Here is a 21,044-nt window from a genome sequence, read left to right on the forward strand (position 1 = left end):
TTTTTCCCGGCGGAAAGACACCCCGCCCCGCGGCCTTTCGGCCATTGGTGATGGCGTTCTTTTGTAAGGATCAGCTTTCGAGCTGGTCCTTTTTTCGTGTCAGGTCCAGGGTGAAGGCCAGGGGGAGGACCAGGGCGCTGTAGGCGACGATGGTGAGGATGGCGTGTCGGGCATCGCCGGTCCAGTCGGCCAGCAGGCCTCCCAGCATCGGGACGGAGAATGCCATAGTGTAGCCGACGAGGAAGGTGCCGGCGGACAGACGGCCGGTTTCCTGTGACGAGGTAACCAGCGGTGGCACGGCGACCAGCAGGATCAGCAGGATGCCGGCGGTGAAGCTCATAAGGGTCGCGCTGGCGATGGACCACCAGCCGGTGAAGGTAATGGCGCCCAGGGTGCCTATGATGCTCAGGGAGGCAGTAACGATGATCGCGGAGCGGCGGCCTACCCAGGCTCTGGCCATCTTGAGCATGACCAGGGAGGCGAAGACCTGGGCGATGTTGTACCAGAACAGGGCGTCGGCGAGCTTGTTGAACTGGCCTTGCTGTTCCAGCAGGTTGCCCATGTAGGCGTTGAGGCCAAAGAACATGGAGCCGGAGAGGCCGAGGAGCAGGCCGATTTTCAGGGTGAGCGGGTTGTTCCAGTCCGGTAGCCAGGAGACTTTGCCTACCGGTTTTGCCCGGTCTCTTTTGGGCAAATACAGGGCGGCAGCAACCAGTAAGGCCGGTAGCGACCAGGCCAGCATGGTCGCACGCCAGCTGTTGTCCATCAGGGGCATGAGCACCGGCAGGGTGATGCCCGCCCCTATGAATTCCCCCATCAACATGCCGTTCATATAGATGGCGGAGCCCAGGGCCAGGTGGTGAGGTTCCAGCCAGCGCGGCAGCAAGGCTGGCAGGGCCGGTTGCATCATGGCGACGCCGAGGCCCATGACGGCGCTGGCGAGCATCAGGGTAAAGGTGTCCGGCACCAGTCCGCGCCCGGCGGAACCGATAACCATGATCACCATGGCCAGCGCCAGGGTATGGCGTGGACCGATACGGGCGATGGCCAGGGAGCCGGGCATGGAGCCGATGGCCAGCATCAGGATAGGCAGGGTGGTCAGTGCCCCTGTCAGCGCCTGGGACAGGGCCAGCTCGTCGCCAATGAAGGGCGCCAGCGGCGGTGCCACGAGTATCGGTACGCGCAGGTATACACCGGCGAGCCAAAGCAACACCGCCACCGGAAGCAGCTTTGCCTGCGGTGGCGGTGTGATTGCGGCTTGGGGATCAGCCACGAAAGGCGACTTAGTTTTCGCCGGTATCCGGCAGGTAGGCGCCGTCCTCGTCGTGCACTTCGCGACCGGTGACTGGCGGGTTGAAGGCGCAGATCAGGCGCATGTCTTCAGTGCCGCCACGGAGCGTATGCTGGTCGTTCTTGTCGAGTGCGTACAGCGTTCCGTCGGAGATGTCGTGGGTTTCACCGGTAGCCTTGTCCAGAATGGTGCCGTTACCGGCAACACAATAGACGGCTTCCAGGTGGTGCTTGTACCAGAGGTTGAGCTCAGCGCCAGCTGGGATGATGGTCTCGTGGAAGGAGAAGCCCATGCCGTCCTTCTTCAGCAGCATGCGACGGCTGGTCCAGCCCGGGCCGCTGACTTCGCGCTCGGTACCGATGATGTCTTGCACTCGTACGATTTTCATTCGCATTCCTCATTTTGTGATGGAATAGCTCTACAGTATAAACATCCCTGTCAGGTCCGGTTCAACCGCCAATCGTCGTAAACGGTCAGCGCCTGTTCAACGGCGGCGGCAAAGGTAACCCGCAGGCGTTCGTCGGGCGTTCTGTGTTTACGAAACCGGTCGAAGGCTCTCTGGATGTCCTGTCGGCTTTTCCGGTCCAGGTTTTCCAGCCAGTGGCTATCGGCTGGTGCAAGGTCCAGCTGATCGCGCCCGGCATGGTTGCGGTGGCTGATATGCCACCAGTGATCCACAGCACGCCCTAATACAACATAGCCGAACTGGCTGTCCTGTACAGGGCCAAAGGTGGCGGTTTTCAACCCATCCCTCAGCGCGCCGATATTCAGCGCGGGCAGCGCCAGCCGGTCGCCGTAGAAATAACTGCCTGCTGCTCCGAGAATTCCCCCCACCAGGGCGCCGGTGCCCAATGACGATCCGAAGGTGAGCGCGTCGATGCCGGCACCGCCAACGGCGCCCGCGCCGAAGCCTGCGGTGGCCAGGTAGCGTCGGCTGACAGACCAGACGCGGCGGCTGTCTTCACTGAACAGGTCGTGATCGCTGTGCCATTCCAGCTCTGCTTCCTGGCGCTGAATGCGCTTGTGTTGGTACAGGTGTTCAATGGAGACCCGCAGGGTCTGCTCCCGCCGACGTTGGTGATGGTACCAACTACGCCTGAGGGTATCCGCCAGGGTCTGCTCGCTGGTTTCCGTGGCCTGATTTGTGGTCAGGGTGCGTTTTTCCTGGTGCGACATTATGTCTTCCAGGGCTTTGGCAATCAGCCTGGCGGCCTGGGTTTTGCGCTGGCTGCGCTGATCCGCGAGAAAACCGGTGGCCTGTTCCAGGGGCGCCTCCCAGGCCGGTTCCAATTGGCCAAAGGCTCTCAAAAGGCTGAGATGCTGGTCGAATGGTGCGCGAACGGCATCGAACTTGCGGACAACCTGAAAGAACTGACCCAGCGCCGCCTGCCAGGTATTGCTGTAATCGTCGGGGCCAATGCTGTTAATCAATGCCAGGCTGGGCCGGCCGGTCCAGCGCAGGATGCTCATTTCTGCTTCGTGCTCCGCGCTGTAAGGCACCGAACCGTCGACCACGTAGATAATACCGGCACCTTCTACCAGGGGTGTCAGTAGCTCGCACTCGTCGGTGAAGCGGGCGTCGTCGCGGTGTTGAGTCACGAAAGCAGCCACTGTTTCGGCCCGATCCGAGGCCGATACGCTGTGGGCATCCAGCCATTCCAGCACCCGTCGTGGGCGCTGGAACCCCGGGGTGTCCACTAGGGTGTAGAGCGTCCTGCCGTCCACGGTTAACGGATAGGCCTGACGCTGACGGGTGGTGCCTGGCTCCAGGGCAATGGCGATGGCGTCGTTCTGGGACAGTGTCGCCACCACGCTGGATTTGCCTTTGTTGGGGTGGCCGACCACCGCAAAAACCGGGGCATTGTCCATGGCTTACAGCTCCCCCTGTTGGTACGGGTTCTGGAGCAGCGACGGCGGAAGGCTGACGCCGGCAAAGTCGGTTCCCAGCCGTTCGGTAAATCGCAGCCACTGCTGTAACTGGTGCGCGGGCGGTTTTTCCAGTCCGGAGGTGGTCAGTGGAACCACCGCCACGTGGCTGGCAGAGGGCCATTGCTCGCGGGCCTGCTGGAGAAAGTCCTGCAGCTCACCGGTGGGTGGCTCCCAGCTGCGGGTAACCACAATGACAGCGGGCCGGGTAATGTTCGCAAGGTGATTGGCGGCTTGGTCCAGGGTGTTCCTGTCGTCCTCAAGCGATGCCCGGCCGCCGGCCCGAAGCACCAGGGTATCGGGACCATTCAGGGCATCCGGAAGCTCCGGTTCTCCGGCGCCGGCCCAGCAGATAACGGTGTCGCTCTCCGGGAGTGGCTTCAACTGACTGTTGGTCGAGGTGTCCGGTTGGTGCTCGGCGTCGTTGTGGGCATTGCCGGTCTCCAGTGCCGGCGTTTCCATCCGGTACTGTAATGCGGTCAGCCCCGGGTGACGGTCAAGCAGCCGACGGGCCCTTAATCGCAGGTGGCCATCGGCGACGATGGCCAGTATCAGTCGCGGCAGCAGGACATAGCCTATCCACACCATGACGACGAATGGCCACCAGTCGCCCAGCCGGGCCGGAGGGGTGGTGATACCGCCGGTTTGGGCACGGAAGAAACGGGTAGTCTCCACCAGGTTGGCGTCGGGCACCGCGACGGGCCAGAGCCACTGCCAGGGAGCGGCAATGGCCTGTACCAGGCCGAGGAACCTGTGGCTGTCAGTATTGAGCGTGGTGCTCCAGCCAAACGCCAGGTCCTGAACCACCACCATCACCAGCAACGTCAGCAAGCCACTGATGCCGAACGCCACGCCGCCAGTATGGGCAGCCCTTGCCATCAGCTGTGGCTGGAGACTGCGCAGGGCCGTGGTTGGTTCCCCGGAGGAAAGCCGGGCCATCAGCGGGCGCCAGGGTTGCCATCCGGCAAAAGCCTGGAGCGTGGTAAAGGCCGCCAACAGGCACTGGAGAAAAACGAAGGCGAGAATAACGGTGACGTTGATCCGCTGGCCGCCCTCGTAAAACAGCAATCCGAGCATGGTAATCACGCCCAGGAAGGCGCCCGCAAGGAGAAACCCCGCCATAATACGTCGCCAGATTCCGAGAGCCGCATCTGCGCCGGGCCCGCCTCCCGGCCCGCTCAAGCGCTCAACATGAGCCAGCCAGTCCCTCGGGGACGGGGTAACACCGCGCTGCTGGCAATTCAGGGCATATTTCCGGTCGCGCCGGTGCAGAAACGTCGGTGCCTGCTCCTGATCGCGGCGTACCCTGTCGTCAAATTCCAGCAACAGGCGGATGGCGGTGTCGGTCATTCAACGTCCTGGCGGCAAGTTCGGTAGGTCATCCTCATGGATGCTAGGATATAGGGATTCCGGCCATTGATACCAGACCAACCATGCCCCACCATCTGATGAATCTCCGCCACGTACCCGATGACGAGGCGGATGAAATCCGCGAATTGTTCGAATCCCACGAGGTTCGCTACTACGAAACGCCACCCAGTCGCTGGGGGATCAGCATGGGGGGCTTCTGGGTTCACGACGATGACGAAGCCGCCCGGGCCCGGGCATTGCTGGAAGACTACCAAAGTCAACGCCGGGCGCGACAGCGGTCGGAATACGAGCATGACCTTGCGGCGGGTCGTGTCGGTGGATTCTGGTTCCGCTTGCGCGAAAAACCCGTGACCACGCTGGCCGCTTGCCTGGCTATCATTATCATTGCCGCCCTGAGTCTGCTGCCCTTCGTCAGAATTGGTTAGGAACCACCGGCTGATGACGGATTGTGCCGGCGCAGAAAATCTGCTGCCCTCTCGACCGCCCGTCCTGCGGTCAGGAAACTGGTCAGGTGGCCGCGAAGGTGCATCCGGTAGAGTTCATTGTCCACGTTGTTCTCATTCAGCGCCTCATGCAGCTGCTCTGCCTGGCTAAAAGGCACCAACATATCCATGCCACCATGGAACAGGAAGAACGGCGGAGCGGATGGGGTGACATGGGTCACCGGTGATGCTTGCTGGTAGATGTCGGGTATATCCTGCTGCTCTCCTCCCAGGAACTGTCGAATCAGTTTGCCGGAATCAAACGCCTGCAGGTCCGCCGGGATACCGCCGGCAACGACGGCGCTGGGACGGCTTGTGTCTCCGCCATACGGGGCATTCAATGGGCTGTCAGAACTGGCCACCAGGGCCATCAACGATACCAGGTGAGCACCGGAAGAGAAGCCGAAGGCGCTGATGGCCGAGCGCTCCAGTCCGTATTCGCTACTGTGGTCGTGAAGCCAGCGCATTGCCACCTGCACATCGTGGAGCTGCGCGGGAAACGTGTATTCCGGCGCAAATCGGTAATCGATATTCATCACCGCGAATCCCCGGCTGGCCAGGTCTTTGGCAATCCACTCCATATCCTTGCGGGAACGTCTTTCCCATCCGCCGCCGTGAACCAGTAGTACCGCAGGAGATTTGCCACTGGTTTCGGGCAGGTAGAGATCGGTGTAGAGGGCCTGCGGCCAATCCGCAGGGGTATAGGCAATATCCGTGAGCACCCGAAAGTCGGTATGGGAATGGTCCGGTGTGGTTTCAGGCGCCCCGGAGTGAGTGGCACAGCCCCACAGGCTTGTCAGCATCAGCAGGGTAGTGGCTACCTGGTAGCGGAATGGGTTGGGCATTTTGAACTCCCGAAGGGACAGTGCACTAGGTCATGAGGTGTTTACGGGCGGGTGGTGGTATCGGATGCATTTCAGGTCTGTGATTTTTCTCACATTTTGCTGAAACCGCTGGCGACATGTCGGAAACGGAATTTCTGAAAATCGAAATAAAACAGCAAGTTGTCATATGTCGCATTTGTGATGACCCGGTAGCCAGGATATCCGGGGCTACCCTGCCAATCTGAACCTGAAAAGGAGAGTTTAGGGTTCCTCCCCACGAATGACTCGGGCCTATCGCTCGGACCACCAATTCCCGCGTGTCTAAAGGAACTTAGCCATGTCGTACCTGCTCCACAGATCCGTGCTTTTGTCCCGCCTTGTTATCGCCACAAGCCTGGCCGGTCTGTCCCCCCTGGCGAATGCGAGTATGGGCAATATTGGATCAACCTATGGCGTGTTGCCGACGGACATTGCCTCGGCACAGGCGTTGTCGATGTTTAACACCCAGGTGTCGGCCAATTTCTACAATCCCGCTTACCTGGCATCAGATCCACGTGGTGAGCTGACCACAGGCCTGTTGCATGCCCAGCCGGATCTTCAGGCCACGGGTAGTAACGGCACCTTCAGCTTTGAAAAGGAAAGTCAGCATGTACTGATCGGCATGAAAACTGATCTCACCTCCATGCTTCGAGATGGCCCCCCGATCTACCTCGGGTTTATTGCCGGTGTGGAAAAGTACGGCAAAGAAATGTTGGCCTTTGGATCGCAGACATCCAGCGAGGGGCAGTTCCTGGAGTATGGCCGAGAGCCATTGTTTCTGAACATCGGCGCTGCCTCGAATGTCTGGCGCGGGATCAGTGTTGGCGCCTCGGCGCGGGTAACGCTCCATGCCGCCGCGGATCTGCGAGCTGTCAGTGACCTGGCGGGGAATACCGAGCAGGAAAAGCTGTCGGTCGACGCCGAACCCTCTTTTCGCCTGATCTATTCCACCAGTGTGGACCTGGGGCGCACCGTCTGTCCGGAGAGTCAGTGCCTGCTCAGTGGCTGGGAGGTGGCCGCGGTCTATCGCACCAGTTCCGACACCAATACCACGGTGGATTCGAGTGTGGTCATTCCCGGGTTGATACCGGCGTCCGCTCCTCTGGAGTTCACCATCCGGACCTACGATTCCTACCAGCCCGAAACCCTGGCGCTGGGGCTGCAATACAAAGGCGACGGCTGGCGGATTGGCGGCAGCCTGGAGCAACAGAACTGGTCTGGCCTGAGTGACAAGTTTGAAGGGGATCAGATCAAGGATCAGGCCGAGGTGCACTTTGACGACATTATTGTCCCCCGTATTGGCGGCGAGTATCAGTTCCATCCCAATTTTGCGTTGACCACCGGGCTGGCCTACCAGGAATCACCCCTCGGGGATGGCCTGACACCGGATGTGAACTATTACGACAGTGACCGATACATCGTTGGTCTGGGTCTGTCTGCGCAGTACGAGCAAACGCGTGTGCTGGCTTATCCGGTCAGGCTGGATATCGGGTACCAGTACCACCGGCTGGAGGAGCGGGATTTCGAGTTAAGCAACACCGGTTCCGGTAACGAAACGGTGACCAACGGGCAGGTCACCGCCGACGGGGATGTCCATGTCATCGCCGGTTCCGTCACGCTTAAATTCTGAACAGGAGACTGCCATGAACCTGTGGAAAGTCGGCGCACTGACGCTGGTTCCGGCCTTGTTGGCAGCATGCGGGGGAGAAGACTCCAGCATGCAGACACCAGGCCCCGCGCCTTCATTGATTTACAGCTACCCCGCAGATGGTCAGCGGAATGTCTCGCCCCGCGCCGATCTGGTCCTGAGGTTCTCACAGCCAGTGGATCAGCCTGAACTGGCGCTGAAGGCGGGGGATGAACGGATCGACCATGAGCTGACACCGGTGGATGGTGGCCAGAGCTGGGTGATTCACCCCGTTGCCGCCCTGAAGCCTGCCGCCACCTACAGCGTTAGCCTGCAGCGACCGGTCACGGCCGGTGATGTTGTCATTGAGCAACTGGGCAGCGAGAGCAGCCTGGAGTTCCAGACCCGTGGCAGCTTCACTGGTATTCCCTCACTCTCCGGCACGGCGGCCGAATTCCGGGTCGAGGGGAGGATTCCTGACGGAGAACGCTATCCGCTGGTGGATTTTTCCACTCTCCGACTGACCTTCAGTCAGCCGGTTCACCCGGCAGGGATAGTCTACGGTGAGTCAGTCAGGCTGGAGGACAGTGCCGGCAATCTGGTTCCGGCGCGGGTGTTGTCCGGGGAGCGGCGCCTTGTGATCGATCCGGTTGCCGGTAAGGACGCATCAGAATCTGCTCTGAACCCAGGGGAAACCTATCGGCTCGTTGTCCGGGATTTGCCCAATGCCTATGGCGATCAGCTGGCAAACTATGAAACCACCCTGACCCCGCAGGACTCGGGCCCGGGTGAAATCCTGTACCAGGCGGCGGTTGCCAACTCGGATGCCGAGGACCTGCGTTCGGTACTGAACGGGGAGCCGATTAACGGCATTGCCCTGAGTTCGGTGTTGCTGGGGAATACGCCCACCTCCTACCAAACGGGCGAAATGTGGGCAGAGCTTGCCTATGCGCCGGATTACCCCGAAATGACGCCGTTGCAAATCCCCGCCGGGACGTTGCTGAGCAGCACCTCCCTGGATGTGAACGTCGGCGGTGTGGTGCCGTTGATGACCAACAGCGGGGTCCAGAAAACGGGGGCCATCCGGGTCACCACGATTACCGACGCGGTGGGTTACCTGTACCGGAACCCGTATTCCGATGCGGATGACGCCCCTCGCCATATTCGTCTGTTCATGGATGTCGCCATGAGCACCGAGGAAGCGCAACCGAATGCTGCTCTGTCCCAGAATATTCTGGGTCTGGAGCTGGTGGGAACCGCGATCATCAAGAACGGGACTCTCGAAATCGACGCCCTGAGCATGGTCGAACCGCGGTTACTGGGCCTTGAGCATGCGGTGGCCTCACTGGCATTCCGGATTGAGGCCGAAACCCTGGACCGAGCCCAACAGAATGCGCCGGACCCATTCGTGGATACCAGGGGCCCCGAGCTGTTGAGCTGGATGCCCGATGAGGCGGGCACTGGCCTGCACAATGCCCATCGGCCAGGGGATCCGATTACCCTGTTTTTCGATGAACCGATATCGCGCGAATCCCTCGCTGACGGGCTGCGGGTACTCGCCGATGGGAATCCCGTGGAGGCGCTGGACCTGTCCGTGGATGGAACCAGTGTGTCGGTGATGCCGGCCGACGGGCTTGTTCACGGCACGCATTATCAGATCCGGCTGACATCGGACCTCACCGACCTGGCCGGTAATGGCGCTGTGCCCGAGGAACTGTCGTTTGAGCTCCCGGTCCAGGCGGACCCGTCTGCGTCATCGCCGCTGGCGGTGGCGGTTTATCCCGGATTTCCCTGTGTCACCAAGGGGCTGGATCTGTTGAACGATCAACATGGGCGTTGCGTTGGCGCCATCGATGGCAACGGCGTTGACTACAATCTGGATGACGAGAGTATGCCGGTGGTTTCGTTGCCCGCCAACCGGCCCATCGCGGTGACTTTTTCCCAGTCCATGGATCCTGCGTCCATCCGCCTGAACGAAACCTTCACAGTGGAAAAGGTGACCGAACTGGGTGATGGCACCGGTGATAACGTCGAGGTTGCCCAGAAACCGGTGGCAGGCCGGCTTGAGATGACCGCGCGGAAACTCTGGTTTTATCCGGAGCAGCCGTGGGAACAAGGGGCCCGGTACCGATACACGCTGTCTTCGGAGGCCTCTGAATCCCCGGACTGCAACACCGCCATCTGTTCTGTCGTAGGCCAGGCTCTGGAGACCGATGCCCTCGCCGGTTTGAGTCAACCGGGCGGCCCGGATATGACCATTTACTTCCGCGGTGGCGCGACGTCCGATACGGTGCTCCTGCCCCTGAGAAATCTCCCGGTGCGGGATGTGAACGCCGATGGGGCGATTCAGTGTGGCATCGTGGATGAGACCGACAGTGATGGTGTTGTTATCCGCAAGGTCTATGAGCGTGACTGCACAGAGTCACCCGATGTGACGCTGGATGATGCCGGCCAGCCACTCGCACCGCCCCAGGCTACCCGGGTCGTCAGCCGGAACCGCGAAGAGGCCCGTGTGGGCTGTAACCGCGACCGTAAGGATATCTATTCGCCCTGGATTGAAACAGAGTGCCCGGAGCTTCAGTTCATCTACATGACCGGTGCCTTGAACACCGAGGTTGTGGGGCCGGTGGACCCCAATGAACCTGCGGCGGGTGTCCGGGTTCTGCTTCATCCCACCCTGCTGACCACCACCTCCCTGACGGTGAATGCCAAAGTGGGCACAGATCTGACATGGGCGGAGACGCCGACCGGTCCGCAGATTATCCGTATGCGTTATGCCGAGGATGAAGAGGGCAATCGCACACGTCTGATCCCCGGAGTGATCCGCACGGGTGATGATGGTTTTCCGGTGTTTGAGACCGATGTGAAGATCTACCTGGACGCGCCGGATCTGGCGACCCCACTGGATCTGCCCCACAACCTGCACAGTGTGCCCCTGGATCTGGACCTGGCCGGTGAAGTGCGCTTTCTGGATGATGGTCGCCAGGTGATCGAGCAATATAATCAGGTGGCGCAAACCCTGGCGGTGGATGTGGGCGGCATCGTGGCGTTCGATCTGGAGATACCGGCCAATGGCCTGCGCTTGAGCTACCTGTCATCCTCGGTCAAACCCATGATTGGGGTCAATTCAGCGCGCTGAGCCGTCAGCGACTCTGCCCTTTTGGGGCGGAGTCGCTGCTTACTGCCCTCGCGGAAGCGGTGATTGTTCGAGCTTTCGGACAGTGTCTGGTTATCCGGACATTCGCATTAACTACCTGTTTTCAGTCCTTCTGAGAGTTATTGGTGATCCGCCAGTGTCCGGAATTCCGGATAATCCTCGATGATTTTCTCGTCTTTCCGATAAATATTCTGCATTTTCAATGCCTTGGTGAGTTGGCACAGCATCCGCATAACATCCAGTCAGGCCGGAGTGCCTGAGGTTCGGCCTGACCGTTAACAACAACAAACAAGGAACGAATCATGAGACGATTGCTGCTATGCGCCCTGATCGGTGTAACCGGGGCTGCGCTCGCCGCTGGCAATGAGGGCAAGCCTCCGTTCAATGCGATACCCGACTTTATCGCCAGTGATATTCAGCAGACCTGGTACGACGGCCTGACTGACGACCTGCTGACAGCCGGCCTTGGCGCCGACGGTCTGGCCAGCGCAACCCCGCCGGCCTTTGATGATGCCCTCAACCCGACCCCCGGGGAACTCCGACGGCTGGCGATCTACAACAACTACCGCGCGCTGGTGGATACCGCGCCGGGCGGCGGTTATGGCACGTTCTTTGGGCCCCGGGTCGGGGTTAACGGGAACGGTATGATTGCCGGCGAGGAATCCCTCGCATTGATGACTGTTCCTGGTCATGAAGAGCAAGGCCATGAAGTGCCGGTGACGGTGATGGTCCAGGTGCCGGACAGCTTCGATCCCCGCCGGCCCTGCATGGTGACTGCACCTTCCTCTGGTTCGCGGGGTGTGTATGGTGCGATTGGCACCGCCGGTGAATGGGGGCTGAAGAAAGGTTGTGCCGTGGTCTATACCGATAAGGGGACCGGAACGGGTGCCCACAACCTGGAAACCAACAGTACCCAGCGTATCGACGGTACGCTGACCACCACCGACGATGAGCCGGTGCTGTTCCGCGCCGACCTGGATGATGCTGCGCGGGCGGACTTCAACAGCCAGTGGCCGGACCGCTTCGCCTATAAGCATGCCCACTCCGGGGTGAACCCGGAGGCCGATTGGGGAACCCATGTGCTGCAGTCGATCGAGTTTGGTTTCTATGTGCTGAACGAGAAATTCGGTCGCGAACTCGGCAACGGTGAGCGGTTGATTACCATCAAGCCCAAAAACACCCTGGTGATTGCCTCCAGCGTATCCAATGGCGGTGGTGCGTCAGTGCGGGCGGCTGAACAGGATGACCGGGGGCTGATTGACGGCGTTGCGGTTTCCGAGCCCAATGTAAACCCGAGGGTGAATACCTCGTTCACCATTCGTCAGGGCAATGGCCCGGTCATTTCCGGGCACAGCCGCAGCCTGCTGGATTACACCACGGCGCTGGCGGTGTATCAGGGCTGTGCCAACCAGGCCCCGGCTATCCGGGATGTGGCACCTCTGAACGCGGTGTTCAATCCGCCGGCCATTGGCGAAAACATTTGCGACTCGCTGGCCAGCAAGGGCCTGGTATCCGGTATGACCACCGAGGAGCGTGCCACCGATGCCCTGCGGATTCTGAACGAAGACTTTGGTATGCAGCCCGAGCAAAACCTGCTGGCGCCAGTGCATTTTGGTCTCTCGGTGGCCCAGGGCATCTCGATGACTTATGCGAATGCCTATGGTCAGGCGGGTGTTGAGGATCGGATTTGCAGCTTGAGCCTGGCGGCGACGGATGGGACCGGTGCGGTGACTCCGTTGGCTCCGGCACAGGAAGCCGCCCTGTTCTCGGCCAGTAACGGCATTCCGCCGAGTGCCGGGGTGAATCTGGTGTATGACGACGCCCTGGGCCAGCCGACCCATCTGGCCATGAGTGCTTCGGCCAGTACCGGTCAGCTGGACTTTGGTCTGGATGCGCTGCTGTGTTTGCGCAGCCTGGTTCAGGGAGTGGATATTGCAACCGGCAACCCGCTGGCGGGTGCCGACGCCTCCCTGGTCGATGCGGTCAGTCAGGGCATTGAAGACATTCGTGCCAGTGGTGACCTGCGGGGCAAGCCCGCGGTGTTCGTCACCGGGCGGGCCGATGCGATCCTGCCGATCAACCACACGTCCCGGCCATACCTGGCCCTGAACCGGATGGTTGAGGGGGAGGACTCGGGCCTGCGTTATTACGAAATTCTCAACGCCCACCATCTGGATGTGCTTAATGGTTTCCCGGGCGTCGCGGAGCGTTATGTTCCCCTGCACCATTACTACTTCCAGGCACTGGATCTGGTCTACGAACACCTGACCGAGGGCCGGCCCCTGCCGCCGAGCCAGGTGGTACGAACGGTGCCGCGAGGTGATATCACCACAGCGTTGTCGGAAACCAACGTGCCGGATATCCAGGATCAGCCGCCGCAGAGTGATCTGATTGTGTTTGCTGATAACCAGCTGAATATCCCTGATTGACGGGCTGCCCAGGTTTTGTACCATGCAAGACACTCTTCCTGGCGGTAACCGGTACATGACACAGCTATTTGCCCACAATAAAAAGAAAGGCCTGACCCGAGAACTTACCGAAGCTCTTATTCCGATGTTCGAGGAGGCCAGTGCCGGGGCAATCGCCGTGGACCGTGACAGCCGGATTACCTGGATCAACGCCAGCTATGCCGGATTGCTGGGGCTGAAGGAACCGTCTGAGGTAATCGGCCGGTTCGTGCGGGATGTGATTCCCCACACCCGCATGCCCGAGGTGGTGGAGACCGGGAAACCGCTGCTGCTGGATATCATGGAACACCAGAACCAGCAGTTTGTGGTCACCCGCCTGCCATTCTTTGATGATGATGGTGAGATTGTCGGCGCGGTGGCCTTTGTTCTCTACGATGACCTGCAGCCGCTGACGCCGCTGGTCAGTAAGTTCCGGCGTCTGCATCAGGACCTGGCCGCGGCCCGTAAGGCGTTGGCAAAAAAGGCCCGTGGCACCCGCTACAGCCTGGGGGATTTCGTGGGCGCGAGCCCGACGGTCCTGGAGGTCAAGCGCCGTGCCCGGCTGGCCGCGGGTCGGGATATGCCGGTGTTGCTGTTGGGCGAGACCGGTACCGGCAAGGAGGTCCTGGCCCAGGCCATTCACTCGGTATCCGGCCGTGCGGACAAGCCCTTTGTGGGGGTGAACGTGGCCGCCATCCCCGACAATCTGCTAGAGGCGGAATTCTTTGGTGTGGCGCCCGGGGCTTATACCGGCGCTGATCGCCGCACCCGCGATGGCAAGTTCCAGCTTGCCAACGGCGGCACCCTGTTTCTGGATGAAGTGGGCGATATGCCGCTGGCGCTGCAGGCCAAGCTGTTGCGGGCGCTACAGGAAGGCGAGATTGAACCCCTGGGCTCCAACAAGGTGGTGTCAGTCGACGTCCGTGTCATTGCTGCAACCAGCCGCAACCTGGAAACCATGATGGCCGAAGGCAGCTTCCGCTCGGACCTGTATTACCGGCTCAATGTTCTGGAAATTCCGATTCCCCCCCTGAGAGAACGGCTGGCGGATCTCGGTGTGTTGTGCGAGGCCTTGCTGGAAGACATCTGTGACGGCCTGGAAATACGCGGTGAGATTACCGATGCCGCAGTGTCGGCACTGGGAAGCTATGACTGGCCGGGCAATATTCGTGAGCTCAGGAACGTGCTGGAACGGGCGCTTACCATGGGCGAAGACAACGGGCTGCTTGATGCCGACGCCATCTTCAAGGTGCTGCCCCGTAATGGTTCGCGCCCCCAGTCCTCATTGTCGCCGCGTCCGGTCAGGCCACTGGCCCAGGTGATGGCGGAAGCGGAAGCCCAGGCTATTGAGTCTGCATTGGTGGCCTGCCGGGGCAACCGGACCCGGGCAGCCAAGCTTTTGGGCATCTCCCGTTCCGTTCTGTATGACAAGCTCGCCAGAATGTCCTGATTTCCGGACACATGTTCGGAGGTCAGGACAACTACTTACGACATAGGTATTATTCCGTCCGGATCTTCGGACAATGCGGTCTTCCCTTCTCTGTAGTCAAGTTTTTATCCTTCTGATTTTAAAGATTTTTCTGTGACTGGCACGGCACCTGCTAAATCCCCGATGCAGGACGTCAGAACAACGCGGAAAACAAGACTGGCGCTCAACGTTGGACCCACAATTTATATTGTCTGTCTCGTTCTCTGCGATGTCTGACTACACTCAGATTAGGACCGTCAGTCAACAACCGGCGGCCGGATAAAACAACAATGCTAGGAGACATGCCAATGAAACTCTTCAAGGCTCTCGCCGGGATTACCGGTGCGATCGCCCTGTCCACAGGATCGGCGTTCGCAGACGACCTTCGCTGGAAAATGCCTGTTGCCTTTGCCACCAACTTACCGGGCCTGGGTTCACCCGCCGCCTGGGTTGCCGAAAACCTCACCACCGCTTCCGATGGCAGCATCCAGGTTCGCGTCTACGAGCCCGGTAAGCTGGTACCCCCATTCGATATCTTGCAATCCGTTTCCGATGGCAAGGTTGAAGCAGGTTACACCTGGATTGGTTACGACCAGGGCAAGGTCCCTGCGATTCCGCTGTTTGCAGCCGTACCCTTCGGCATGAAGCCCTGGGCCTATACTGCCTGGTATTACTACGGTGGCGGCCATGAAATGCTGCAGGAAGTCTATGCCAATAAGGGCTTCGACGTGCACGCCCAACTGTGCGGTATTATCGGGCCCGAAACAGCGGGCTGGTATGCGGAACCCATCGAATCGCTGGAAGACTATAAAGGCCTGAAGATTCGCTTCGCGGGTCTGGGTGGCAAGGTTCTGGAGAAACTGGGCGCCTCCGTCACCATGATGCCCGGTGGTGAGCTCTATCAGGCACTGGAAAAAGGCACCATCGATGCGACGGAATTCTCCATGCCCGCCATCGACCAAATCCTCGGCTTCGACCAGGTGGTCAAGTACAACCTGTTCCCGGGCTGGCACCAGCAGTTCACCGCCCAGTACATGCTGATCAACAGGGATCAGTGGAACAAAACCACTGAGGCACAGAAGGCGCTGGTTGAGGCCTCCTGTACTGCTGCTACAACGCTTGGCCTGGCCGAGGGTGAATACAAGAATGGTAAGGTCCTGGCCGAGTTCCAGGACAAGGGCGTCCAGGCCGACCAGATCCCCCGTGATGTTCTGAAAGAGTTGGAAGCGGTCACCGAGGAAGTGCTGAAAGAAGAAGCGTCCAAGGATGCCGACTTCAAGCGCGTTTATGAAAGCCAGAACGAGTTTATGGAAACATACAAGATCTGGGATACACGCGCCTACGTTCCGTCGGACCTGTAAGGATCCCGGGCCGATCCTGAGAGACCGGGCCTGCTTCCGGTACTCTCCGACAAAGTCTGGATGGCCCTTCGGGGCCATCCTTGTTTCACAATCGGCATTCTGAGCGAGGAACTGCTGTATGACGGTGTCTGGTAAAGGCTCACCGCAGAGTGGGCGGCCATCGGTGTCCGATACCGACCAAATTCTTCATCATCACACGGAGTTGCCCACAACCTGGGTCAGTCAGGGGATGGACCGTGTGATTTCCGCGATCGGCAAGAGTGCTTCCTGGCTCTGGTTAGTGATTACCGGCGTGATTATCTACGCGGTGGTTGGTCGCTATGCCTTCGGCGCTGGTTCTGTGACCCTGGAAGAAGTCCAGTGGCACCTGGCTGGCACAGGCTGGTTGTTGGGGCTGGCCTATACGCTGGTGGTTGATGGTCACGTGAGAGTGGACGTGATCCATGAACGCCTGTCCCTCAGGGGCCAGGGCTGGATTGAACTGTTAGGCCTGGTATTCCTGTTGCTGCCGTTTCTCGGGCTGGCAGTCTGGGAAATGTTCCCCTACGCCTACAGCTCCTGGCAGCAGGGAGAAACCAGTCAGGCACCTGCCGGGCTTCCATACCGCTGGGTTCTCAAGGGCGTTGTGGCATTATCGTTTGCTCTTCTGATTCTCGCTGCACTATCCCGCCTGCTGAAAGTAACCGCACTGCTTTTTGGCTTTCCGAAGGCCATCCGGGTCGAGTCCGGTAATAACAAGAAAGAGGATGTGTCCTGATGGAGCTTGAAACCCTGTTTGTAATCGGCATGTTCCTTACGTTCGGGGCGCTGCTGATGACCGGCTTCCCGGTCGCTTGGGTGCTGGGTGGTACTGCCGTTATCTGGACCCTGATTGGCGTCATTGCAGTCGATAACTTCGGCGCTAACCTTTGGTTCGATTACCAGTCTTCAATGGGACTTGTCCCCGAGCGGGTATGGAGTATCGTAAACAGCGAAACCCTTGTCGCTCTGCCCATGTTCGTTTTCATGGGCATCATGTTAGATCAGTCCGGCGTTGCCGAGCGACTGATGAACAGCATGGTAAAACTCTTTGGCGCGGTGCGCGGTGGATATGCGGTAACGGTGGTTATCATTGGCGTATTGCTGGCGGCCACCACCGGTATCATCGGGGCGTCCGTGGTGCTGCTGGGGATGCTCTCCTTGCCGGTAATGATGGAGAACAAGTACGACAAGAGTTTTGCCGTGGGCACTGCCTGCGCCACCGGTACCCTGGGAATACTGATCCCCCCGTCCATCATGCTGGTGCTGATGGCCGACCGGCTGGCGGTTCCAGAGGCATCCGTAGGTGATCTGTTTATGGGAGCGTTCCTGCCAGGGCTGCTTCTGGGTGCCATGTACGTCGCTTACGTGATGATCCGTCCTCTGTTTCAGCCACATATTGCCCCAGTGCCGGCGGGCACCGAGAAAGTCTCCTGGAGCATCGTCTGGGAAGTGGCCAAGGCAGTGGTGCCAACGGCTGCGCTGATTCTTGGGGTGCTTGGTTCTATCTTTGCCGGTATCGCCACGCCCACGGAGGCTTCCGGCGTTGGCGCCCTTGGCGCCCTTGTACTGGCGCTGATGTCACGCCGACTGAACGTGAAAGTGCTCAAATCCTCGATGGAGCAGACAACCCGCACGGCTGCTTTCATCTTTGCCATTTTCCTGGGTGCAACGGCGTTCTCTGTTGTATTGCGGGGGCTTGGTGGCGACCAGGTAATCGAAGACGCGCTACTGGGGCTGCCATTCGGACCTTATGGCGTGGTTCTGACCATTCTGTTCGCGGTGTTCCTGCTGGGCTTCTTCCTGGATTGGGTTGAAATCACCCTCATCATTCTGCCGCTGGTGGCGCCGGTGGTTCAAACGCTGGGTTTTGATCTGGTGTGGTTCACCATCCTGTTTGCCATGTGTCTGCAGACCTCGTTCCTGACGCCGCCGGTTGGCTTTGCCCTGTTCTACATCAAGGGGGTAGCGCCGCCGGAAATCAACGTTATCGATATCTATCGCGGCGTTGTGCCGTTCATCATTATTCAGCTTGTAGCTCTGGCCATCGTGTTCCTGGTACCGGAAATCGCGACCTGGCTGCCGAGTGTGGCTTACGACTAAGGAGAAAATATCATGCGTCTGGAAAACCGGATTGCCCTGGTGACAGGTGCCGGCCGTGGCATCGGCCGGGCGATTGCCGAACACTATGGGCGTGAGGGCGCAAAGGTCGCGGTTGCCGATCTGACCCTGGAAAGCGCCCGCGACACCGTTCAGACAATAGAAGCCAGCGGTGGCACAGCCATGGCGCTGGCAATGGATGTCACCAATGAGCAGGCCGTTGACGAGGGCGTAGCCGCCATTGTCGAGCAGTGGGGTGGTCTGGACATTGCCGTTGCCAACGCCGGTGTCCAGCATATCGACCCGGTGCACAAACTGGCTTTTGCGGACTGGAGCAAAGTGATGAGTGTGCATCTGGACGGTGCGTTCCTGGTCACCCGCGCCGCCCTCAACCAGATGTACGCCTCCGGCGGCGGCATCATGCTGTATATGGGGTCGGTGCATTCACTGGAAGCGTCGCCCCTGAAAGCACCCTATGTTGCCGCCAAACACGGTATGCTGGGGCTGTGCCGTGCTGTTGCCAAAGAGGGTGCAGAACATAGCGTACGCAGCAACATCATCTGCCCGGGCTTTGTCCGCACCCCGTTGGTGGACAAACAGATTCCAGAGCAGGCAAAGGAACTGGGCATTTCCGAGGAAGACGTCATCAGCAAGGTGATGCTGAAAAATACCGTGGATGGAAAGTTCACGACTCTCGAGGATGTATCCGAACTGGCCGTTCATCTGGCGGCCTTCCCGTCTGCAGCCCTGACCGGCCAATCCATTGTCGTCAGCCACGGCTGGCACATGCAGTAATCAGCAGGAGAGACGGATGAGCAATACAGAACAATCACCGGTGGTCTGGTCACCCTCGGAAGACACCCTGACCAACTGCCGGATGGCCCGCTTCAAGGCGTGGCTGGAAGATCAGGGATTCGGACCTTTTAACGATTACCACGCCCTGCACCGTTGGTCCATCGACGAGCTGGACACCTTCTGGGCGAAGGTATGGGACTATTGCGGCCTGGTCAGTGACACCCCGGCGGAGCGAGTACTGGGCAGCCGCGCCATGCCGGGCGCCGAATGGTTCCCGGGCATGAAAGTGAACTTTGCCGCCAACCTGCTGCGCCTGGCGGATGGCGAGCAGGCCGATAGCGAAGCGGTCGTTGCCTATTGCGAAACCCGGCCGGTGTTGCGTCGCAGTTATGCCGAACTGAAGGCCGACACCGGCGCCCTCGAAGCCTTCCTGCGCAATCAGGGCATTCAGCAGGGTGATCGTGTTGCCGGCGTAGTCACCAACGGGTACGAAGCCCTGGTTGGCATGCTGGCAGCCACTAGCCTGGGCGCGATCTGGAGCTCCGCGTCTCCCGATTTCGGCGTCGGCGCGATTCTTGACCGCTTCGGCCAGATTGAACCTGCGGCGCTGATCGTGGTGAACGGCTATGGCTACGGCGGCAAGGTATTTGCCCGCCAGCAGGGTTTTGCCGAGCTCATTGCCGGCCTGCCATCGCTGAAATGCGTGGTCAGCGTCCAGCAGCTGCCGGATGAAGCCCCCATCGCTGGCGAGCGCGTCACCACCTGGGACGATGCCCTCGCCTTCGGTGCCGGCAAGGCGCCTTCCTTTACGCCGCTGCCCCCGGATCATCCGGTCTACATCCTGTATTCCTCCGGCACCACCGGCAAACCCAAGTGCATCGTTCACGGCGCCGCTGGCTTGCTGGTCAACCACGCCAAGGAACTGATGCTCCACGGTGATGTGGGGCCGCAAGATCGTTTTCTCTACTTCACCACCTGCGGCTGGATGATGTGGAACTGGCAGGCCTCCGCCCTGCTGACCGGTGCGGCGGTGATCACCGTGGATGGCTCCCCCGGCTACCCGGATCTGAGCTTTCTATGGCAGGTGGTTGCCGACGAAAAAGTCACCCACTACGGCACCAGCGCCCGCTTCATTGCCGGCTGCCGCAAGGCCGAACTGGCGCCGGCGAAAACCTTCGACCTGAGCGCCCTTCGCGTCGTCTTCTCTACCGGCTCACCGCTGTTACCGGAAGACTACGACTGGGTCTACAGCGACGGTGCCCCCAACGTACTGCTCGGCTCCATCGCTGGCGGCACCGACATCTGCGGCTGCTTCGTGGGCGCCACCCCGCTGCTGCCCGTGCGCCGCGGCGAAATCCAGTGCCGCTTCCTGGGTGTGGACGCCGTGGCGTATGGCGACGACGGCCAACCGGTCAGTCAAGGCCGTGGCGAACTGGTTTGCCGCCAGCCGCTGCCCTCCATGCCGGTGAGCTTCTGGCAGGATCCAGACGGCGAGCGTTACCGCGACGCCTACTTCAATACCTTCCCCGGTGTCTGGGCCCACGGTGACTTCATCGAATTCACCGAACACGGCGGCGCCATCATCTACGGCCGCTCCGACGCCACCCTCAACCCGGGCGGCGTGCGCATCGGCACGGCGGAAATCTACCGCCAGGTGGAAACCGAAGCCGCGGTGAAAGACAGCCTGGTCATCGGCCGCCAGATCGACGGCGACGTGGAAGTGGTGCTGCTGGTGGTGCCCGCTGAGGGAGAAAGCCTCGGGGAAGAGCTGGTCAAACGCCTGAAAACCCGCATCCGCGAAGGCGCCAGCCCGAGGCACGTGCCCAGGCACGTGATCACCGTGCCGGACATTCCCTACACCCGCAGCGGCAAGAAAGTGGAACTGGCCGTCGCGAGACTGATCAACGGCTCCGCTCGCAGCGACAACCGCGACGCGTTGGCTAATCCAGAGGCGCTTGATCAGATCCGCGAGTGCCTGGCGGAGGCGAATTTGCTGCCGAAGGCGTAATCCGACGGTGCAATGACCTGAGAACTGGTTGTCGGATTACGCCTGCGGCTAATCCGACCTACGGTTCCAGGAGGAAATTCCAACAGTGCATCAAGGAGTATGGCCGGGGGAAGTCCCAAAACAGTCAGGG

At 60.2% G+C, this 21,044-nt stretch carries 15 protein-coding genes and 1 pseudogene; 11 read left to right on the plus strand and 5 right to left on the minus strand.

Features of this window, described 5'->3' with window-relative positions:
- Positions 1-70: 70 nt before the first annotated feature.
- The 4 genes from ACJO3M_RS12670 to ACJO3M_RS12685 are packed head-to-tail and all read right to left on the minus strand — an operon-like array spanning position 71 to position 4,567.
- Positions 71-1,273: an MFS transporter gene (locus ACJO3M_RS12670; RefSeq protein WP_407001722.1), complete on the minus strand. Its 1,203-nt coding sequence runs from the start codon at positions 1,271-1,273 to the stop codon at positions 71-73.
- A gap of 10 nt (positions 1,274-1,283) precedes the next feature.
- Positions 1,284-1,679: an ectoine synthase gene (locus ACJO3M_RS12675; protein ID WP_406989783.1), complete on the minus strand. Its 396-nt coding sequence runs from the start codon at positions 1,677-1,679 to the stop codon at positions 1,284-1,286.
- A 50-nt stretch (positions 1,680-1,729) separates the two neighbouring features.
- Positions 1,730-3,160, minus strand: coding sequence for a GTPase/DUF3482 domain-containing protein (locus tag ACJO3M_RS12680; protein WP_407001723.1), 1,431 nt, complete (start codon positions 3,158-3,160; stop codon positions 1,730-1,732).
- A gap of 3 nt (positions 3,161-3,163) precedes the next feature.
- The gene (locus ACJO3M_RS12685; protein ID WP_407001724.1) at positions 3,164-4,567 is read right to left on the minus strand and encodes a DUF2868 domain-containing protein; all 1,404 of its coding nucleotides are present in this window, start codon (positions 4,565-4,567) and stop codon (positions 3,164-3,166) included.
- 83 nt (positions 4,568-4,650) lie between these two features.
- Here ACJO3M_RS12685 and ACJO3M_RS12690 point away from each other — a divergent pair, with 83 nt between their 5' ends.
- Positions 4,651-5,013, plus strand: coding sequence for a DUF6164 family protein (locus ACJO3M_RS12690; RefSeq protein ID WP_407001725.1), 363 nt, complete (start codon positions 4,651-4,653; stop codon positions 5,011-5,013).
- Here ACJO3M_RS12690 and ACJO3M_RS12695 read toward each other — a convergent pair.
- On the minus strand, positions 5,010-5,915 hold the full coding sequence (locus ACJO3M_RS12695; protein ID WP_407001726.1) for an alpha/beta hydrolase fold domain-containing protein: 906 nt from the start codon (positions 5,913-5,915) through the stop codon (positions 5,010-5,012). The two genes, ACJO3M_RS12690 and ACJO3M_RS12695, sit on opposite strands and share 4 nt — an antisense overlap.
- 316 nt (positions 5,916-6,231) lie before the next feature.
- On the opposite strand from ACJO3M_RS12695, the gene ACJO3M_RS12700 reads away from it, so the two are divergent.
- The 10 genes and pseudogenes from ACJO3M_RS12700 to ACJO3M_RS12745 all read left to right on the plus strand — a co-directional run bounded on the left by ACJO3M_RS12700 (position 6,232) and on the right by ACJO3M_RS12745 (position 20,914).
- Positions 6,232-7,563, plus strand: a complete 1,332-nt coding sequence (locus tag ACJO3M_RS12700; RefSeq protein WP_407001727.1) for an outer membrane protein transport protein — start codon at positions 6,232-6,234, stop codon at positions 7,561-7,563.
- A 13-nt stretch (positions 7,564-7,576) separates the two neighbouring features.
- Entirely contained in the window at positions 7,577-10,699 is a 3,123-nt protein-coding gene (locus tag ACJO3M_RS12705; protein WP_407001728.1) for an Ig-like domain-containing domain, read from the plus strand.
- A gap of 320 nt (positions 10,700-11,019) precedes the next feature.
- Positions 11,020-13,146 carry a 3-hydroxybutyrate oligomer hydrolase family protein gene (locus tag ACJO3M_RS12710; protein WP_407001729.1) on the plus strand — a complete coding sequence of 709 codons (2,127 nt, stop codon included), beginning with the start codon at positions 11,020-11,022 and terminating at the stop codon, positions 13,144-13,146.
- Between the two features lie 124 nt (positions 13,147-13,270).
- Positions 13,271-14,416 (plus strand): annotated as a pseudogene (locus ACJO3M_RS12715) (sigma-54 interaction domain-containing protein); the annotation flags it as partial.
- Positions 14,417-14,485: 69 nt separating this feature from the next.
- A complete protein-coding gene (locus tag ACJO3M_RS12720) occupies positions 14,486-14,614 on the plus strand; it encodes a helix-turn-helix domain-containing protein (RefSeq protein ID WP_407001735.1) in 129 nt (42 codons plus the stop codon).
- Between the two features lie 326 nt (positions 14,615-14,940).
- Positions 14,941-15,993, plus strand: coding sequence for a TRAP transporter substrate-binding protein (locus ACJO3M_RS12725; RefSeq protein WP_407001730.1), 1,053 nt, complete (start codon positions 14,941-14,943; stop codon positions 15,991-15,993).
- A 118-nt stretch (positions 15,994-16,111) separates the two neighbouring features.
- Complete coding sequence (locus ACJO3M_RS12730) at positions 16,112-16,750, plus strand: TRAP transporter small permease subunit (protein ID WP_407001731.1); 639 nt, start codon at positions 16,112-16,114, stop codon at positions 16,748-16,750.
- Positions 16,750-18,114, plus strand: a complete 1,365-nt coding sequence (locus ACJO3M_RS12735; protein ID WP_407001732.1) for a TRAP transporter large permease — start codon at positions 16,750-16,752, stop codon at positions 18,112-18,114. Before ACJO3M_RS12730 ends, ACJO3M_RS12735 begins: the two co-directional genes overlap by 1 nt.
- A gap of 12 nt (positions 18,115-18,126) precedes the next feature.
- A complete protein-coding gene (locus ACJO3M_RS12740) occupies positions 18,127-18,906 on the plus strand; it encodes a 3-hydroxybutyrate dehydrogenase (RefSeq protein ID WP_407001733.1) in 780 nt (259 codons plus the stop codon).
- A 16-nt stretch (positions 18,907-18,922) separates the two neighbouring features.
- Positions 18,923-20,914 (plus strand): acetoacetate--CoA ligase, encoded by a 1,992-nt coding sequence (locus ACJO3M_RS12745; RefSeq protein ID WP_407001734.1) that lies wholly within the window; start codon positions 18,923-18,925, stop codon positions 20,912-20,914.
- The last annotated feature ends 130 nt before the right edge of the window (positions 20,915-21,044 follow it).

The organism is Marinobacter alkalisoli, assembly GCF_045449795.1.
GTDB lineage: Bacteria > Pseudomonadota > Gammaproteobacteria > Pseudomonadales > Oleiphilaceae > Marinobacter.

What these genes read in the sequence shown, in the direction of transcription:
- ACJO3M_RS12705 (WP_407001728.1), top strand. Translation starts at nt 7,577, where the DNA reads ATGAACCTGTGGAAAGTCGGCGCACTGACGCTGGTTCCGGCCTTGTTG.
- ACJO3M_RS12710 (WP_407001729.1), top strand. Translation starts at nt 11,020, where the DNA reads ATGAGACGATTGCTGCTATGCGCCCTGATCGGTGTAACCGGGGCTGCG.
- ACJO3M_RS12675 (WP_406989783.1), bottom strand. Translation starts at nt 1,679, where the DNA reads ATGAAAATCGTACGAGTGCAAGACATCATCGGTACCGAGCGCGAAGTC.
- ACJO3M_RS12730 (WP_407001731.1), top strand. Translation starts at nt 16,112, where the DNA reads ATGACGGTGTCTGGTAAAGGCTCACCGCAGAGTGGGCGGCCATCGGTG.
- ACJO3M_RS12725 (WP_407001730.1), top strand. Translation starts at nt 14,941, where the DNA reads ATGAAACTCTTCAAGGCTCTCGCCGGGATTACCGGTGCGATCGCCCTG.
- ACJO3M_RS12700 (WP_407001727.1), top strand. Translation starts at nt 6,232, where the DNA reads ATGTCGTACCTGCTCCACAGATCCGTGCTTTTGTCCCGCCTTGTTATC.
- ACJO3M_RS12720 (WP_407001735.1), top strand. Translation starts at nt 14,486, where the DNA reads ATGGCGGAAGCGGAAGCCCAGGCTATTGAGTCTGCATTGGTGGCCTGC.
- ACJO3M_RS12735 (WP_407001732.1), top strand. Translation starts at nt 16,750, where the DNA reads ATGGAGCTTGAAACCCTGTTTGTAATCGGCATGTTCCTTACGTTCGGG.
- ACJO3M_RS12695 (WP_407001726.1), bottom strand. Translation starts at nt 5,915, where the DNA reads ATGCCCAACCCATTCCGCTACCAGGTAGCCACTACCCTGCTGATGCTG.
- ACJO3M_RS12685 (WP_407001724.1), bottom strand. Translation starts at nt 4,567, where the DNA reads ATGACCGACACCGCCATCCGCCTGTTGCTGGAATTTGACGACAGGGTA.
- ACJO3M_RS12680 (WP_407001723.1), bottom strand. Translation starts at nt 3,160, where the DNA reads ATGGACAATGCCCCGGTTTTTGCGGTGGTCGGCCACCCCAACAAAGGC.
- ACJO3M_RS12745 (WP_407001734.1), top strand. Translation starts at nt 18,923, where the DNA reads ATGAGCAATACAGAACAATCACCGGTGGTCTGGTCACCCTCGGAAGAC.
- ACJO3M_RS12690 (WP_407001725.1), top strand. Translation starts at nt 4,651, where the DNA reads ATGCCCCACCATCTGATGAATCTCCGCCACGTACCCGATGACGAGGCG.
- ACJO3M_RS12740 (WP_407001733.1), top strand. Translation starts at nt 18,127, where the DNA reads ATGCGTCTGGAAAACCGGATTGCCCTGGTGACAGGTGCCGGCCGTGGC.